The sequence below is a fragment of the Haloarcula nitratireducens genome, from assembly GCF_019599505.1.
Genome location: NZ_RKLT01000008.1, coordinates 72492 through 88647, shown reverse-complemented (window position 1 = coordinate 88647; position 16156 = coordinate 72492). Strand labels below are relative to the sequence as shown.

At 58.2% G+C, this 16156-nt stretch carries 15 protein-coding genes; 6 read left to right on the top strand and 9 right to left on the bottom strand.

Annotation, left to right across the window (positions count from 1 at the left end):
- Positions 1–6: 6 nt before the first annotated feature.
- Positions 7–705: a methyltransferase family protein gene (locus EGH23_RS17095; protein ID WP_220581192.1), complete on the top strand. Its 699-nt coding sequence runs from the start codon at positions 7–9 to the stop codon at positions 703–705.
- Positions 706–1085: 380 nt separating this feature from the next.
- Complete coding sequence (locus tag EGH23_RS17090) at positions 1086–1385, top strand: hypothetical protein (protein ID WP_220581191.1); 300 nt, start codon at positions 1086–1088, stop codon at positions 1383–1385.
- Between the two features lie 90 nt (positions 1386–1475).
- Here the strand turns inward: EGH23_RS17090 and EGH23_RS17085 are convergent, their stop codons facing one another.
- The 5 genes from EGH23_RS17085 to EGH23_RS17065 all read right to left on the bottom strand — a co-directional run bounded on the left by EGH23_RS17085 (position 1476) and on the right by EGH23_RS17065 (position 7461).
- Positions 1476–2690, bottom strand: a complete 1215-nt coding sequence (locus EGH23_RS17085) for an NAD(P)/FAD-dependent oxidoreductase (RefSeq protein ID WP_220581190.1) — start codon at positions 2688–2690, stop codon at positions 1476–1478.
- 165 nt (positions 2691–2855) lie between these two features.
- Positions 2856–3857 (bottom strand): DUF63 family protein, encoded by a 1002-nt coding sequence (locus EGH23_RS17080; RefSeq protein WP_220581189.1) that lies wholly within the window; start codon positions 3855–3857, stop codon positions 2856–2858.
- On the bottom strand, positions 3854–4078 hold the full coding sequence (locus EGH23_RS17075; RefSeq protein ID WP_220581188.1) for a DUF7123 family protein: 225 nt from the start codon (positions 4076–4078) through the stop codon (positions 3854–3856). The genes EGH23_RS17080 and EGH23_RS17075 overlap by 4 nt, the downstream gene beginning before the upstream one ends.
- Positions 4079–4098: 20 nt before the next feature.
- Positions 4099–6756 (bottom strand): heavy metal translocating P-type ATPase, encoded by a 2658-nt coding sequence (locus EGH23_RS17070; protein WP_220581187.1) that lies wholly within the window; start codon positions 6754–6756, stop codon positions 4099–4101.
- Positions 6757–6861: 105 nt separating this feature from the next.
- Positions 6862–7461, bottom strand: a complete 600-nt coding sequence (locus EGH23_RS17065) for an AsnC family transcriptional regulator (RefSeq protein WP_220581186.1) — start codon at positions 7459–7461, stop codon at positions 6862–6864.
- A 132-nt stretch (positions 7462–7593) separates the two neighbouring features.
- Here EGH23_RS17065 and EGH23_RS17060 point away from each other — a divergent pair, with 132 nt between their 5' ends.
- The 4 genes from EGH23_RS17060 (at position 7594) to EGH23_RS17045 (ending at position 11987) form a co-directional block, all read left to right on the top strand.
- On the top strand, positions 7594–7791 hold the full coding sequence (locus tag EGH23_RS17060; RefSeq protein WP_220581185.1) for a heavy-metal-associated domain-containing protein: 198 nt from the start codon (positions 7594–7596) through the stop codon (positions 7789–7791).
- Between the two features lie 124 nt (positions 7792–7915).
- Positions 7916–10267, top strand: coding sequence for a copper-translocating P-type ATPase (locus EGH23_RS17055; protein WP_220581184.1), 2352 nt, complete (start codon positions 7916–7918; stop codon positions 10265–10267).
- Between the two features lie 5 nt (positions 10268–10272).
- A complete protein-coding gene (locus EGH23_RS17050; RefSeq protein ID WP_220581183.1) occupies positions 10273–10890 on the top strand; it encodes a methyltransferase family protein in 618 nt (205 codons plus the stop codon).
- Positions 10887–11987 carry a succinylglutamate desuccinylase/aspartoacylase family protein gene (locus EGH23_RS17045; RefSeq protein ID WP_220581182.1) on the top strand — a complete coding sequence of 367 codons (1101 nt, stop codon included), beginning with the start codon at positions 10887–10889 and terminating at the stop codon, positions 11985–11987. The genes EGH23_RS17050 and EGH23_RS17045 overlap by 4 nt, the downstream gene beginning before the upstream one ends.
- A 259-nt stretch (positions 11988–12246) precedes the next feature.
- Here the strand turns inward: EGH23_RS17045 and EGH23_RS17040 are convergent, their stop codons facing one another.
- The 4 genes from EGH23_RS17040 to EGH23_RS17025 all read right to left on the bottom strand — a co-directional run bounded on the left by EGH23_RS17040 (position 12247) and on the right by EGH23_RS17025 (position 16132).
- Positions 12247–12882, bottom strand: a complete 636-nt coding sequence (locus EGH23_RS17040) for an adenylate kinase (RefSeq protein ID WP_080508370.1) — start codon at positions 12880–12882, stop codon at positions 12247–12249.
- Between the two features lie 59 nt (positions 12883–12941).
- On the bottom strand, positions 12942–13442 hold the full coding sequence (locus EGH23_RS17035) for a CBS domain-containing protein (RefSeq protein WP_220581181.1): 501 nt from the start codon (positions 13440–13442) through the stop codon (positions 12942–12944).
- A 179-nt stretch (positions 13443–13621) separates the two neighbouring features.
- On the bottom strand, positions 13622–14350 hold the full coding sequence (budC, locus tag EGH23_RS17030) for a meso-2,3-butanediol dehydrogenase (protein ID WP_220581180.1): 729 nt from the start codon (positions 14348–14350) through the stop codon (positions 13622–13624).
- A 72-nt stretch (positions 14351–14422) separates the two neighbouring features.
- Entirely contained in the window at positions 14423–16132 is a 1710-nt protein-coding gene (locus EGH23_RS17025; protein ID WP_236044898.1) for an ABC1 kinase family protein, read from the bottom strand.
- Positions 16133–16156 lie beyond the last annotated feature (24 nt).

Genomic DNA, 16156 nt, shown 5'->3' with positions numbered 1-16156 from the left:
CATAGAATGGCTCTGAACGTCATGATGGTTTCAGCAATCGATTTTTCCGTTACTAACCCCGCAGCCTGGGGACTCGCACTAATCGTTATCGTCGTGGTTTCCTGGTTCTTCTATCGGTATTTTGCTCCAGATAGCTGGCGAGAGTGGGTTGGCGCTGGGGTAGTACAGGCGTTCATCATCGCGTTGTATGCGGAAATGTACGGGTTTCCGCTCACGATCTACCTGTTAGTTCGATTTTTCGGGTTCGATCGCGAGTCCGCCAGCACAAATCTCTGGTCGACACTCGTCGGCTTCGGTGAGACTGGAATGCTGGTTTCGATGCTACTCGGCTATGCCGTGGCTCTCGTCGGCATCGGACTGTTTGCTCAAGGATGGCGGCAGGTCTATCGGGCTCGGCAGAATGATCGACTTGTCACGGACGGGCTGTACGGCTACGTACGTCATCCGCAGTACACCGGTTTGTTCATCGCCTTGTTCGGCGAAGGAATCATTCACTGGCCAACAGTGTTCTCTGTCGGTCTCTTTCCGCTCGTAGTCGTGGTCTTCGCGTGGCTTGCGCGGAAGGAAGAGCGCGACATGGTCGACAAGTTCGGCGAGGACTACCAACTGTATCAGCAGAATGTCCCGATGTTCCTCCCGGATTGGGGTAAATGGCGAGAAATTGTGGCTGAGTCCCGTAACCACGATGACTCCGACGGTCAGTAATAAGAGTCACTCAGACAAGCTCGGGGTGTGGGAGCATATCTGCACGTGGATAACGAACTTCTTGTTGGGTGACGTAGACCCCCCATGGTTCCAACTATTCCAGACATCCTCTTGACTGGTGTCATCCTCATGAGTACCGGATACACAGCCGCGAAAACGCTCAGAATCTGGCACCAGTATGAGGGAACGTACGGTCGATTACTGGTCGGAGTTCCGCTCGTAAGTTTACTGTTCGGACTCGCTCATCTTGGAACACTTACACCGCTTCCGCACGATCTTCTCGTAACTGTCGAAACAGGTGCTATACTCGGTGTGACGGCTCTGATCGCTGGGTTGGGGTACATCCACCCTCGGCTGGGATACTCGGGGAGTGACTTACAATGAGTTCGGTGCTGCTCCTGCTGATCCCGACACTCATCAGCAGTGGTCTCACAGTTCTTTGTTACGTGCTTCTCTATCAGGACATCGTTCTAGTAATTCAGCGTGCCTTCTTTTTTAGAGTCGGCGTCGGCGCCTCTATCTCTGCGGTGATCGGTGTGAGTGCATTGCTAACCGAGTCAGTCCCGGCGCATCTACTCCACGCTGTCTTTGCAGTGTCAGTAGCTATGGCGGTTCATGCGGTATGCGATGGCCTCCATCCAGATACCGAAGCGTGGTTTTACTCGCTCTTCCGCCCCTGACCGTTGATTCACGTAACTCCCACTGTCGTACTTTGTCGATGCAGAAGACGATGAGTGAGAAGCTGCATCACCGATACAACTCTCATCATACTAGAAAGAGGAATCGACGATCGGGCTCTCACCGTCCGGTATCGAAGTATACTCCCACTGATCGGTCGCTGCTTGATAGACGCGCTGGAGTACCTTCCGTTTCCCGAAGATCTGAACGAATAACCGTGGGTGTCGTGCGAGCTGTATCAATACGTCTCGCGGCGAGCGATCGACAGCTTCGATGTCCATTCCAGAGCCGGCTTGAATTGCTTTACCGAGGATCTGTGGCTGTCGTGTCTCGGTGAAGTATCGAATAACCGTTGCCAGCAGGTATTCAGGTTTCATTTCCCGATACAGCTGTTCCGGATATGCTTCCAATCGATTCTCAGCCGCCAGTTCCGCTGCGAGATACGACGATTGAATGGCCTGTGAGATTCCTTTTCCCGTAAGCCGGTTTGCAATCCCGGCAGCATCACCTACACGCACGATAGAGTAGTCGGGGTGATAGGTTCGCTGGGGATCGAGACTTGGGCCTTCCGGGATAATCGCGACGTTTGTCCGTTCCCGTGTCGGCTCGGGCCATCCGTTACGCTCACAGGCACGTTTGAACGCAGCCATGTAGTCATCCGGACGGTCACTGACAGCCCATCCGATCCCGACGTTGGCGCGATTCGGTGTTTTTGAGAAAGCCCACGTGTATCCGGTGTAGTTTTCGAGTATAATCCGGCTGTTGGGGTATACGTCGCTGAAGTCCCCCACGACATCGGCGTTGAGTGCGACAAGGTATCCGGAGTATTCGCCGGTCGATTGGAGTGCCTTGCTGGTAAGCGAGGGTTGGCCAGTGGCGTCGACGACGACATCGTACCCGTCTGCGAACTCGAATAACTCAGTCGGTGTGATCGACCGATTCTCGTTGACGTCTACCCCTCTCTGTGCGAGGCGGTCTGCCCACGATTGTTCGACGACGTTACGATCGGTGATGTAGGCATCCGATGCAGTGAACCTCCCGCGTCCGGTACACTGACGATCCGACTGGACGCCATCGTACACCTCGACTTCCATCTCTGGAAGCGGATTAATGAACCCGTTTTCTGCGGTCTTCTCAAGGGGGATTGCAGAGGCGGCGGTCATCGCTTCGCCACAGTTGACGCGTTTCTCGTTGTACGTCTGGCGTTCGTAGAGCTCGACATCAAATCCATCGCTATGAAGCCCCTCTGCAGCCGCTAATCCGGCCATTGCGCCACCCAGTACCGCAACTGTCGGTGTCTGATTCATCGTATCGGTAATCGTAGGAACGTCCGGTGATCGAGGGACCAGATATTCCATTGTCCCAGAGGTACACTCTCAGTGATCATAGCGACGACTGAGCACTGCTCTGAGACGGAGGTGAATACCATGGTATATTGGTTTGAAATCATCTGTTTTCCTATCATCCTGATATTAGACCCCAAGCATCATCCGGAGCGACCCACGGACGCCCATCGGGAGTCCGATCGCGCCGATGAAGAACGTCATGAGCCACCACCAGGTGTGGTTCATCTCGTCTTTCGCGTCCGCAAGGTACCAGACGATCCCGCCGGTCACGAGGAGTTTGAGGACGAACGTCGACCCCGAGAATCCGGTCGCCTGGTACACGAGATTCGTCACGACCAGCTTGGGTGAATAGCCGAGGAACGTGACGCCGATGAGGTTCTGTGCGGCGTCCCACGTCTGTCCGAAGACGGCCAGCAGGAAGAGTGGGTGCCGGAGCTGTGTGCCGTCGACGAAGTTCGTCCCCCAGTAGTAGAGCGCGGTCACGCCGAGGGCGATCCCCGTCGTCGCGACGGGGACCCACAGGCGGAGCGGCATCGCCGTCGAGAGTCCGTGCCAGAGTGCCCATCCGACGGCGCTGGCTGCCCAGACTGTCCCGACGACGCCGACCGTCGACGGGATAGAACCGATGCCTCTGTCGCGCACGAGTGTGCCAAGGCCGAGCGCGAGGACTGTGACGCCTGTGACGACGAAATAGATCGACGGGGTGATGAACCATACCGCGTAGTCACCGAGCAGTCCGAGGTCTTCGAGAGCGCGCATCGCCCCGCCGGCGACGATTATCGGTGCGAACCCGTATGCGAGTCGCGCGTCGAACGTGACACCGAGGTGGTTGAGATACGCTCGGAGGCCGGGAAGGCTGTACACGACTGCACCGAGATAGGTCACCGTGTTCACGGCATTATACCCCCGGACGGCCCGTATTCCCTCGTGCGTGACTGGCTGGCCGGCAGCGTCGGCGACGACCGGGCCCCAGAGATACTGCCAGACGAATCGGTCGTAGATGAGCGTCGGGAATGCGAGGAGTGCTGCACCGATGAGGACGACCGGGGCAAGCAGATACAGCGCCCACCACTCCCGAGTCCCGGTGTCGGGGAGGAAGGATTCGACACGTCGTGTGACGGTGCTCACGACTCGCTCACCTCGACTCGCCACGTGATACTTTTCGAGCGCCCCCACTGTTCGAGCGACACGTCAGTGAGGTCATCTTGGAGCTGGCTCAAATACTGTGCGACGGCTTTCAGCGATCCATCGAGGTCGCTAGCGATATCCCGAGCCCGAAGATACGTGGGCTCGGTATCGGCTGTCTCGACGAGGTACGCGTGCACCGTGCGGCGGGAAATAGATGACATGGATCAAGTGGCTTTGGCGCTCAGCGGAGTTTTCCGAGCAGTTTGTAGTCGTGATCGGGGGTGTACCGTCGGAACAGCAGGCTGTTCGACAGCACCGACACGCTGGAGAACGCCATCGCACCGGCAGCGAGCACCGGTTGGAGTAGGCCCAGCGACGCCAGCGGGATCATCGCGGTGTTGTAGCCCAGCGCCCACACGAGGTTCTGCTTGATCTTCGCGAGCGTCGCGTCCGAGATGCGAATCGCCTTCACCACGTCCAGCGGATCGTCCCGCATCAGCGTCACGTCCGCCGCCTCGATGGCGACATCCGTCCCCGAGCCGATGGCCGTCCCCACGTACGCGACGGCGAGGGCGGGCGCATCGTTGACGCCGTCGCCGACCATCATCGCCTTCCGGCCTTCGTCCTGAATGCTCTCGACGGCATCGGATTTGTCCTCGGGGAGAACCTCCGCGCGAACGTTCTCGGGAGCGATGCCGACCTGCTCGGCGACCGCGCGGGCGGTCCGCTCGTTGTCGCCCGTGATCATCATCACGTCGACACCACGTTCCTGTAGCTGACTTATAGCGTCTTTCGCGCTCTCTTTGATCGTGTCGGCATTGGCGACCACACCCACGAGTTCGCCCTCGTAGGCGACGAGCATCGCCGTCTTCCCTTCGTTCTCCAGGCGTTCCATCGTCTCCTGGGCGGGTGAGGGGTCGATTCCGTTGTCGCGAAGCAGCTTCCGGTTGCCCACCAGTACCTCGCTGTCACCGACGGTCGCTTTGATGCCGTGTCCGGGGACGTTCTCGAAGTCCTCGGGGTCGGTCACGTCGATCCCGCGGTCTCTGGCTCCGTCGACGATAGCGCGGGCGAGCGGGTGTTCGCTCCCGCTCTCGGCCGTGGCTGCGAGCCGCAATACGTCGTCCTCGCTGAGGTGGTCACGTGCAGTTAGTTGGCCGCCGTCGGATCGGCGATCCGACGAGGACCCGCTCGCACCGCTCGCGGGACCGCCATCGGCAGCGGTGTCGCCGCCGTCTGTGATCGGCTGTCCGTCACCGTTGAAGACGACAACGTCGGTCAGCTCCATTTCGCCCTTCGTCAGCGTCCCGGTCTTGTCGAAGACGACCGTGTCCACGTCCTTCGCTCGCTCGAGGATGTCACCGCCCTTGAACAGGACGCCGTTCTGTGCGCCGATAGTCGTCCCGACCATCGTGGCGGCAGGCGTCGCCAGCCCGAGCGCACAGGGGCAGGCGATGAGCACGGCCGACGCGAACACGATGATAGAAAACTCGAAGACCGACACACCACCCGCAGCGACGGGACCGCCAGCAACGAGGCTCCAAAGCGGAAGCGCGTCGACAACTCCGACGAGGAGTTCGGGGAACAGATACCAGACGACGCCCCAGAGAACGGCGTTCGCGATGACTGCCGGCACGAAGTACGCCGAGATGCGGTCGGCGAGGTTCTGGATGTCGGGCTGGCGTGACTGGGCTTCCTTGACCGTCTGAACGATTTGCTGGAGCGCCGTGTCCTTGCCGACCTTCGTCGCCTCCACGACGAGCACGCCGTTCTCGTTGATGGTCGAGCCGACCACCTCGTCGCCCTCGCTCTTCTCGACAGGGACGGACTCGCCGGTCACCATCGACTCGTCCACCGCGGACTGTCCGTCGACGACGACGCCGTCAGTCGGAATCTGCTCACCGGGTCGGACCTTCATTCGATCCCCGACCTCGACGTCCTCAAGCGGGATTTCCTCCTCGTTGCCGTCCTCATCGACGATAGTGGCCGTCTCGGCCTCCATTTCGAGGAGCTTCCGAAGCGCTTCGCCGGCCTGCCCCTTCGAGCGAGCTTCGAGGTAGTTCCCGAGCGTGATGAACACCAAGATGAGCGCCGCCGTGTCGAAGTACAGCCCCCCGGCGATTACGCCGAGCAAGACTGCGACGGAGTAGACGTACGCAGTGGTCGAGCCTAGCGCAATCAGCACGTCCATGTTGGCGCGGCCGTTCTTGACGAGCGCCTTGTAGGAGTTCTTGTAGAACGGCCAGCCGAGGACCAGCTGGACGGGTGTCGCCAGCAGGAACTCTGCCCAGCCGAACTTGATCCCGAGAATTGTCTCCGGGAGGACGCCACCGCCGAGGAGGAACTTCTCGGCGAGGAAAAACAGCATGGGGGCCGCGAGCGCCGCACCGAACAGCGTCAGCCGTAACTGGCGTTTGATTTCCTCCTGCCGGGCCGCCTCTCTCGCGTCACCTCCTGATCCATCTCCAGTTTCGGCGTCCTCGCGAACGGGTGAGTAGCCAGCGTCCTCGATAGCGTCGTAGAAGTCCGTGAGGATCGCCTCAGCCGGGTTGAACGTGACCTGTGCCTCGTCGGTCGCGAAGTTCACGTCGGCGCTGACGACGCCTGCCGTTCGCTCAAGCGCATCTTGGACTGTCTCCGAGCAGTTCGCACACGACATATCCGTGATACCGATGCTCACCGAATTCGTGACCGGCGAGTAGCCGGCGTCCTCGATGGTATCGAAGATTCGACCGAGTGAGATCTCGTCCGGATCGTACTCGACGCTTCCCTCGTCGGTCGCGAAATTGATGTTCGCGTCCGAGACGCCATCTAGGGACCTGACGGCGTCGGCGATGGTCTGCGAACAATTCGCGCAACTCATCCCCTGGATGTTGATTTGGCTTCGGCGCTGACTCATTATATGCTCATACGGCCCCCTTGTTCAATCGATTTGCCCTTTCAAGTGTTCGGAAAATAGGGCTGTGAAACTTCGAATCCAAAGCAGCCTAGCAGACATCTCTCATCAATCAGCACCTTGCTGGAGCTGCTCGTATTTCTCCTCGAATCGGGATTCACACGACGGACAACAGAACTGGTACAACTCCCCGTCGATACGGGTCGCTGTCCCCTCGGTATCGACCGTATTCCCGCACTGAGCACAGGAAAGGGCGAACTCCGTTCCGCCCAGATCAGGCGACCAGTCAGCGCCTGCCAGGAGCGTCACTTCGAAATCTGCGATCGCTCCGTCTTCGAGCGTGTCGTCGAGCCAGCTCGCAACGTCGTTGTCCGGAACGCGCGCATAGACGACTAAATCGGCTTCAGCGGTGGTGAATACGTGTTCGACCGCTCCCTCGTTGAGCAGGACATCTTTGAGTGACGCGACTCCTGGCCCCTCAGAGGAGACGTCCAGCGTCAGCAATACAGGAATCCCCTTCCGGAGTTGTGAGTGATCAACGTCAAGGGTGAATCGGTTGATGATACCTCTCTCCTGCAGTCTCGCCACCCGATCCGAAACGGCCGGTGCCGAGAGACCGACGGCGTCCGCGATATCACTGTATGGTCGACGAGCGTTCGACAGCAGGAGCTGGAGGATTTCCAGATCGGTTTCGTCGAGATCGCGCATAGTGAACCAATGGCGACCATCAACTAAAGCAACTCGGAGGGAACTGCTTAGTTTCCCAAGCTTTGGATTGGCTATCAGCCGCTATATCGAAGGGAAAATCCACATAAGAAAGGGGAGCGTAGGTGTTCTTGTATGTCGATGACCATCACCGTCGAGGGAATGACGTGCGGCCACTGTGAACAGACGGTCGAAGACGCGCTTCGAGAGGTGAGCGGCGTGACCGACGCGACCGCCGATCGAGAAGCCGAACAGGCGAGCGTCGATGGCGATGCTGACGTCACGGCACTCGTCCATGCCGTCGAAGACGCTGGATACACCGCCTCCGCCTGAGAAACGCCGAAAACGGACGTCGACGAACGCGCCGCCGTTCTCGTTCGGTACCGGCCCTTCCGATGGCACCGCGCAGTGTCAGGGCCTGGACAATATAATGAGGGACGGCACCAAAACCCACGCCATGAGCAACCATCCAGACCACGAGAACTCCGAAAACCCCTCTGCAGAGGGTAACTCCTCGCATCAATCCGAAGGATCCGTCTACTGTTGTCGAATTTGCCAGCTAGAAGCAGATGCTGAAGCGCTGGCAACAACCCACGCGTCATCCGAACAGCAGACCCACTCCCCAGAGCACGAAGCACACACTGCGGCGGATGAGGCCACCACGGAATCCGACTCCCCGGACGAACACGCGCATCACGAGCACGAAGCCGAGGACGGGCACCGCCAAGCCGAAACCGGACACACTCACCACGGAGAAGCAACGCACGACCACGGGGCGAACGGTCACGAAGGGGGTTCACACGACGATCACGGAGCCCACACGGACCACACGGGCCACGAAGGGATGTTCCGCCGGCGGTTTTGGGTGTCGCTCGTCCTCTCGGTGCCAGTCATCTTCTTCAGCGAGTTCATCCAGGACGTCTTCGGGTACACGGCACCGACATTCCCTGGCAGCGCCTGGATCACGCCCGTTCTCGCGGTGATCGTCTTCGGATATGGTGGGGTGCCGTTCCTCTCGATGGCCCGGACGGAACTCGAGAACCGTGAGCCGGGGATGATGATGCTCATTTCGCTGGCGATAACCGTCGCGTTCGTCTACTCTATCGGGAGTCTGTTCCTCCCGGGCACGACGCCGTTCTTCTGGGAACTCGTCACGCTGATCGACATCATGCTGCTGGGCCACTGGATGGAGATGCGGTCGGTCCGGCAGGCATCCGGTGCGCTCGACGAGCTGGCGAAGCTCATGCCCGACATCGCCGAGCGCGTCACCGAGAGTGGGGACACGGAAGAGGTTCCTGTCTCCGAACTCGGCGAGGACGACGTCGTTCTCGTTCGTCCGGGTGCGAGTGTACCTGCGGATGGGGAAGTCGTCGAGGGGGAGTCCTCGGTCGACGAATCAATGATTACGGGCGAATCCAGGCCCGTGGGCAAGGAACCCGGATCAGAAGTGGTCGCCGGGACGGTCAATCAGGACGGGAGCCTCCGAATCAAGATCACGAAGACGGGCGAAGAGACGACGCTGGCGGGCATCATGCGGCTTGTTGATGAAGCTCAGAAATCGAAATCTCGAACCCAGTTACTCGCCGACAAGGCAGCTGGCTGGCTGTTCTACATTGCACTCGGCGTCGCGGCGATTACGGCCGTCGCGTGGGTCGTCGCCACCGGGTACAACATCACCGTCCTCGAGCGCGTCGTGACGGTCCTGGTCATCGCGTGTCCCCACGCACTTGGACTTGCCGTCCCGCTCGTGGTCGCGATCAACACTTCCACGGCTGCCCAAAACGGGATGCTCATCCGCGACCGCATCGCCATGGAGGAATCTCGAAATCTGGACACGGTGATGTTTGACAAGACCGGGACCCTCACGAAGGGCGAACAGGGCGTCGTCGGCGTTGAGACGGCAGGCGACTGGACTGAAGAGCGAGCATTCGAAGTCGCCGCTGGTGTCGAGGGTGACTCCGAGCATATGATCGCTCGCGCCATCCGAGACGCCGCCGAGGAACGGGATATCCAGCGAGCGAAGGTTTCGAACTTTGAGAATTTCCGCGGTCTCGGCGTCAGAGCCACTGTGGACGGCGAGACGGTTCATATCGGTGGACCGAACCTGATTGAGAAATTCGGTATCGAGCGGTCCAACGAAATCGCTGCCTTCGCGGAGGAAGCTGGCTCGAACGCAGAGACGGTTATCTACCTGGTCCACGACGAATCCGAAGTCGTCGCAGCATTCGCGCTGGCGGACGTTATTCGGGAAGAAAGCCGGCAGGCCATCGAGGCGCTACACGCGATGGATATCGAGGTGGCGATGCTGACCGGTGACTCGGAGGACGTCGCACGGGCTGTCTCGGAGGAACTCGGCATCGACCAGTACTTCGCGGAGGTACTCCCCGACGAAAAGGACACGAAAGTCGAAGCGCTCCAGTCCGAGGGGAAACTGGTCGCGATGGTCGGCGACGGCGTCAACGACGCGCCGGCGCTCACGCGAGCAGATGTCGGTATTGCCATCGGTTCAGGGACCGACGTCGCCATCGAGTCGGGCGATATCATCCTCGTCGACAACAATCCCCTGGATGTCGTCCGTCTCATCAAGCTCTCGAAGGCGAGCTACCGGAAGATGCAGGAGAATCTGGTCTGGGCGACCGGCTACAACGTCTTCGCGCTCCCACTCGCTGCCGGAGTCCTCGCGCCTATCGGTATCCTGCTGTCGCCGGCGATCGGCGCGGTGTTCATGTCTCTCTCGACAATCATCGTCGCTATCAACGCCCGTCGTCTCCGCAGCGCCGATATTTCCGTGCCCGGCATTGATGCGTGATCCCTATGGCACTCCAGGCGACACAGACATTGTTCAGCGTCGGTCTCCTATCCGGGGGACTCCTACTGGGTGGCCTCCTTGCCACCATCGTCAGTCCGACATTCCGGTTCTGGCCGCACGGGACGCGGAACTGGACGTTCTGGGTCAGCTGGACAGCCTGGACGCTATACGTCGTGGGTCTGCTCGGCATTGCATACCTCGACTGGTGGCACTGGTACGAACCACCGGTGGTGGTGCAACTCGTCAGTGTGCTTGTTTTCGTAGCAGGCACAGCGCTGTCTATCTGGGCGATGTGGACACTCGGATTCTGGGAGAGCAGTGGTCTCGAAGGCCACCTTCAAACTGAGGGACCGTATCGCTTCTCTCGCAATCCACAGTACGTGGGGTTCATCACCATGCTCGCCAGCGGAGGCCTCCTCGCAGGTTCGATTCAAACGGTCATTCTCGCTATCGGTGGAATCGTGTGGTTCCTGCTCGCACCACTCGCCGAAGAGCCGTGGCTCCGCGAGCAGTACGGGGGCGAATACGAGTCATACTGCGAGGCGGTTCCACGATTCCTTGGTAAACCCAGTAGACGTGCAGCGCAGACACATTCAGAGCAGTCCGAGAGTGATTCTCAATGACTGGATCCGCGACACAACCGATTGAGGTCGGCGGCCAAACCATCTCACCCGGAGAGAAGCGCCAGTTCCGCTATTCGGTGGGAACAAGTTTCCACGGCGACCCGATCGACATTCCGGTCACGGTCGTCAACGGAGAGAATGATGGCCCGGCGATGTTCCTCAGTGCTGCCGTGCACGGCGACGAACTGAACGGCATCAAGATCGTCCAAGAGGTCGCAGAAACCTACGGTCCCCCGGACATCCATGGGGCACTCGTCTGCCTCCACGTACTGAACGTCCCGGGATTCATGGCCCAACAGCGCTACATCCCGATCTATGACGAGGACCTCAACCGGTCGTTCCCCGGGAATCCACAGGGAACGATGGCGAAACGTCTCGCCCATACTATCTTCGAGGAATTCGTCTCGAAGTGCGACCTAGGGCTGGATTTCCACACCTCGACGCGCAACAGGACGACGATGTATCACGTTCGGGCAGATATGCGCGACTCTGACGTCGAACGCATCGCCCGTGCATTCGGAACGAGCGTGATTCTCGACGGTGAAGGCTCAAACGGGACGCTCCGAAAGGCAGCATCGAAGACGGGGGTTCCGACCGTAACTGTGGAAATGGGGCGCGCCCACCGGTTCCAATCGACGCATCTCGAACGCGCCCTTCACTGCGTGGCGAGTGTCCTCGCTGAACATGAGGTTCTGCCAGACCGGCCGGTCTCTTGGCCTGGGTGGACGCGTGTGGTCGCACGCGACGGTGAGAAGACGTGGCTTCGTGCTGCCACCGGCGGACTCGTCGATATGAAGTGGGGCCCACAGCCGCTCGTCGAGGACGGGGAGCAGCTGTTCACTATCTCCGATCACTTCAAAGATGAGGTCGAAGTCGTTCGTGCACCGTCAACTGGCCTCGTCGTCGGTGTACTCGAGAACGCAGTCGCGTACCCGGGGCATCCGCTGTGTCACTTCGTGAGCGTCGACGAAACGACCGCAGACATCATCCGGGACGACATCGAGCGGGGTGAGTTCGATGTCTACCGTGAGGGTGGTTTCCAGCGGCCGGAATATGGTGAGAGCGGTGAGTATGAAGGACGAGATCCGCTCTCTTGACGGGCCAGCGTCTGCTGACAGGCTCTTCATCGGTTCGGAGAGCCCCCCATAATTGCCTACTGGATCGTTCTTCGGCTAATAACCGTTCCAAGTTCTAATTCGTACGGTATGATGGTCGGCTTTTATCGAACATCGTCGAGATCACCTCAGCAAGATCGTGCCCTCTCAACTACAGACTCGCCGGGTACCAGTGTGTAAACTGTACAGATCTGCTAGGTGATGCCCGGTATAGTAACGCTCACCCCAATTTTTTCGCGACCTATTGCGCGTTTTCAACCGCTTTCCTTACGTCAACCCAGACTTCATCAGGAGACTGTTTTCCGTCGACACGTTCCAGTTGGCCTCGTTCTTCGTAGTATTCAATAACTGGTTCAGTGGTCTCACGAAATACACGTAGACGTTCACGGACTGTCTCCTCAGTATCGTCATCCCGCTGCTCAAGTCGTCTTTCAACTTCAGGATCTTCAGGCGGACTATATTTTATATGATAAGTGTCCCCTGTTTTTGGGTCTATACGGCGACCCGTGAGTCGTTGAACAAGTTCCTCCTCGTCTACGTCAAGATATAGAATAACGTCAACGTCGGTCATATTATTGAGTTCCTCAGCCTGTTCTACGTTGCGGGGATACCCATCCAGAACAAAGCCATTGACTTGCGATAGAGCCTCTTTAACGAGCAGAGTGACAACCTCGTCCGGAACAAGCTCACCTTGATCCATATATGTGCGCGGGACATCATACTCCGATTCAAATTCTGAAATATCCCTGTCCTTATTTGCCCGAAGGAGCTCCCCGGTAGTGATATGCTTTACATTAAACTCCTCAGAAGCCTTTCTACTCTGCGTCCCCTTTCCTGCGCCTGGTCCACCGAGGATTAGAATCCGTGGTTCGGCCATGTCTCTCTTTTGATGTCAGTCACGAAAAAGACACGTATCGAGAGTCTCAGATGCGGAGGTTACTTTCTCTGGGACTCTGACCGGATGATCCCGGAGAGATTGTCCATCTGTGCGGAGACATGGGCAGCTTCTCCCGCGAGGTGAGTGATGAGATCGTCAAGGGTGACGATTCCCACAACTGAGCCATCTTCGACAACGGGAACATGGCGGGCAGCCGCTTCGTTCATTTGTCGCAGTACCCTCGGTACCTCCGCCTCAGGCGTTACGGTGAGGGGGTCGGAAGTCATCACATCTCCGGCGGTTATGTTGGATTCGCTCTGTTCCGTTGCGAGAACGTTGAACTCACTATCTGGCGTGAGGAGCGCGCCAATCAAATCTCGATCTGTAATGATGCCCACGAGCTGGTCGTTTTCTTCCACAACGACGTAGCGGGCACATTTGGTTTGCGCGACCATCGTTTGGGCGACCTCTGCTACCGACGTATCCGGAGTAACGCGACCAACTGACTCGTCGGCGATACTCCCAACACGTAGTGTGAGATCGGATCGATTCTGTTCCATACTGGGAGATTGGTTAGAGAGATTAAATAATATGGCGGCAGTTCCTCACTTCATAGAAGCATCTCAGGGAGTTACGGTGCTTGCCTTCGGTAGATAGTAGCACGTTTTGCGCTGCTACTATCCGACTGGTCTCCCGCGTAATGTTGGAACCAAGTGTGGTGAATGTGCGACCGTAGTTACTAGTGGGCAGTCCAGCCTCCGTCGACAGGAATGTTTGTGCCTGTGATGTACGTCGCCTCATCAGAGGCGAGAAACATCGCAATGCCGCCGATCTCCTCGGGTTCGGCCACTCGCTGCATGGGTGTCTCGTCTCGGACGAACTCGTAGAACTGTTCCTGGTCGAGGTAGTCGTCTGTCATCGGCGTTTCAACGAATCCAGGGCAGATACTATTGACACGTATCCCTTCTGTGGCGTAGTCGATGGCGAGCTCTCGTGTGAAATTCACGACACCACCTTTTGCTGCCGAATAGGCAGGTGATCCAGGACCGCCAACGAGGCCATAAACCGACGCGACATTAATGATGCACCCCTCATTGTCTTTGAGATACGGGATCGCCGCCCGCGAGCCGTACATAACCCCCGTGAGATTAATTTGAATGACCGTATCCCACTCTTCGAGCGACATTTCTTCGATGGACCCTACTTGGCCAATTCCAGCGTTGTTTACGATTGCGTCAAGCTGTCCGTATTCGTCAACCGTACTGTTGACGAGGGTCTCTACCTGCTCATACTCCGTGACGTCACATTGGTGGAATTCACAGCCGAGTTCTTCGGCAGTCTCTCGGCCGGTTTCTTCCGTGCGACCTGCGATAACGACTTCGGCTCCGTAATCAATGTACTTCGAAGCAATTGCTTTACCGATCCCGGTTGCACCACCAGTGATGATCGCAACTTTATCTTTGAGCATATCAGGTACTTCGCATAGACGCCACAAAATAATTTGAGGCGTCGTGGAGGTACTCCGTATTCGAGATACCAGTTATCGACGCTGGTGCCTTGATGAATGAATGAATAAAATGGTGAAGCCGAGTGCGACGACGACCCCAACAGTAGCAGAGATCTGACTTACGGATAATGCGAGACCACTCGCTACAAATGTTCCTCCTGCGAGGATGGCGTACCCGATCGAACGAGTCTGCCGTCGTTGGCTCTGTGCGATCTCCTGAGGTATCACTGTGCGTTCCTGTTCTCGTGCGTCCAGTTCACGATCCAATTTCGTGGGTAGCCGGAGGAGGGCCCAGAGGGAGGTTTCGATGTCGGACTGAGCTTCGGCGAGTTTCATCCGGGCTGCTCGCTGGAGGAAGCCGTGTTCACGGAGGAACGCCTGCGCAGCTGCGAGGATATTGAACTCGGGATCGAGCTGTCTAAGAACACCTTCACCGATCGATCCCACCCGAATGACTAACATCACGTCTGGCGGGATACGAAACGGAAACTCTCGGAGCATTCCGACGACCACGTCGATTATCTGCTGCCAGTTCACATCACCACTCCCTTCGAGGTCATCGATAACTAACTCGAGAACGTGGCCGACGGCGGCCCTGTCGGCGTCGGGATCGAGTGCACCAAGGGCGACAAGTTCGTCGATGATGGATTCGACATCCCGGTTGACAGCGGCCAGATAGAGGTTGACCACGCTCGCTTGCATCGCCGGCGTGAACCGACCGCTCATCCCGAAGTCGTAGAAGACGATGCGGCCATCATCGTCGACAGCGAGATTTCCAGGATGGGGATCGCCGTGGTACACACCGTGATCGAGTCCCATCATGAAGTAGGCATTCGCCACTCGTCGGGCCACGTTCTCCGGATCGTAGCCCTTCGCTTCGAGTTCCTCGAGGTCAGTAACCTTCGTTCCCTCGGCGTACTCCATGGTGAGGACACGTTCGGAGCAGACGTCACGAAACACGCGTGGGATCGTAACGGTCTCATTCTCGTCGGCAGCGAAATTTTCCCGAATCTCCTCCATCATCTGGGCCTCTCGCTCGAAGTCCAGTTCCTCCAGAATGATGCGCTCAAAGTCGTCCGCCATGTTCCGGAGTGAGAAACTGAACCGATCAGGTGCGAGAAACAGTGCAAGGGGAACGAGGCGACGAATAATGCGCAGATCGGTCTCGATGAGGTCCTTGATTCCGGGGCGTCTTACTTTCACGACCACCTGTTTTCCCTGATAGGTCGCCCGATAGACCTGTGCTAGCGATCCGCCGGCGATGGGTTCGGGATCGAAGTCGTCGTACGAGTGATACCCGACGTCTTCGGCGAGAGCCGGAATCATCTCGCGATACGGACCCGCCGGGATCGCATCTTGGAGCACTGCGAACTCCTCCGCGTACACTTGCGGAACGAGATCTGGGCGCGTCGAGAGAACTTGGCCGATCTTTACGAACGTCGGCCCAAGGTTGAGCATCGCCTCCCGTAGACGGCGGGCACGCTGCTCGTGCTGGTCCCGTGGCACAGTGCGTGACCCACCGACGATCAGAAACCGATGCCGATCACGGAGAAAGCGTAGGATGAACGGGATGAACGTCCCAAGAATACGAATTAGACGGAGAAGAAATCGAACCATGGGCGTTGTCATAGAGTTCTTCCGACGGCCCTTAATACGTGCCCGTCGACCTACTTCGAAATACCCAATCGGCTTGGAGACGGATCTGTGAACAGAATGCCGAGGGATCCCGTCTGCGGTATGCAACTCAGAGTTGACGAAGCGGTAGCT

What these genes read in the sequence shown, in the direction of transcription:
- EGH23_RS17035 (WP_220581181.1), bottom strand. Translation starts at nt 13,442, where the DNA reads ATGGAACAGAATCGATCCGATCTCACACTACGTGTTGGGAGTATCGCC.
- EGH23_RS17090 (WP_220581191.1), top strand. Translation starts at nt 1,086, where the DNA reads ATGAGTTCGGTGCTGCTCCTGCTGATCCCGACACTCATCAGCAGTGGT.
- budC (WP_220581180.1), bottom strand. Translation starts at nt 14,350, where the DNA reads ATGCTCAAAGATAAAGTTGCGATCATCACTGGTGGTGCAACCGGGATC.
- EGH23_RS17070 (WP_220581187.1), bottom strand. Translation starts at nt 6,756, where the DNA reads ATGAGTCAGCGCCGAAGCCAAATCAACATCCAGGGGATGAGTTGCGCG.
- EGH23_RS17095 (WP_220581192.1), top strand. Translation starts at nt 7, where the DNA reads ATGGCTCTGAACGTCATGATGGTTTCAGCAATCGATTTTTCCGTTACT.
- EGH23_RS17065 (WP_220581186.1), bottom strand. Translation starts at nt 7,461, where the DNA reads ATGCGCGATCTCGACGAAACCGATCTGGAAATCCTCCAGCTCCTGCTG.
- EGH23_RS17050 (WP_220581183.1), top strand. Translation starts at nt 10,273, where the DNA reads ATGGCACTCCAGGCGACACAGACATTGTTCAGCGTCGGTCTCCTATCC.
- EGH23_RS17040 (WP_080508370.1), bottom strand. Translation starts at nt 12,882, where the DNA reads ATGGCCGAACCACGGATTCTAATCCTCGGTGGACCAGGCGCAGGAAAG.
- EGH23_RS17055 (WP_220581184.1), top strand. Translation starts at nt 7,916, where the DNA reads ATGAGCAACCATCCAGACCACGAGAACTCCGAAAACCCCTCTGCAGAG.
- EGH23_RS17060 (WP_220581185.1), top strand. Translation starts at nt 7,594, where the DNA reads ATGTCGATGACCATCACCGTCGAGGGAATGACGTGCGGCCACTGTGAA.
- EGH23_RS17045 (WP_220581182.1), top strand. Translation starts at nt 10,887, where the DNA reads ATGACTGGATCCGCGACACAACCGATTGAGGTCGGCGGCCAAACCATC.
- EGH23_RS17085 (WP_220581190.1), bottom strand. Translation starts at nt 2,690, where the DNA reads ATGAATCAGACACCGACAGTTGCGGTACTGGGTGGCGCAATGGCCGGA.
- EGH23_RS17075 (WP_220581188.1), bottom strand. Translation starts at nt 4,078, where the DNA reads ATGTCATCTATTTCCCGCCGCACGGTGCACGCGTACCTCGTCGAGACA.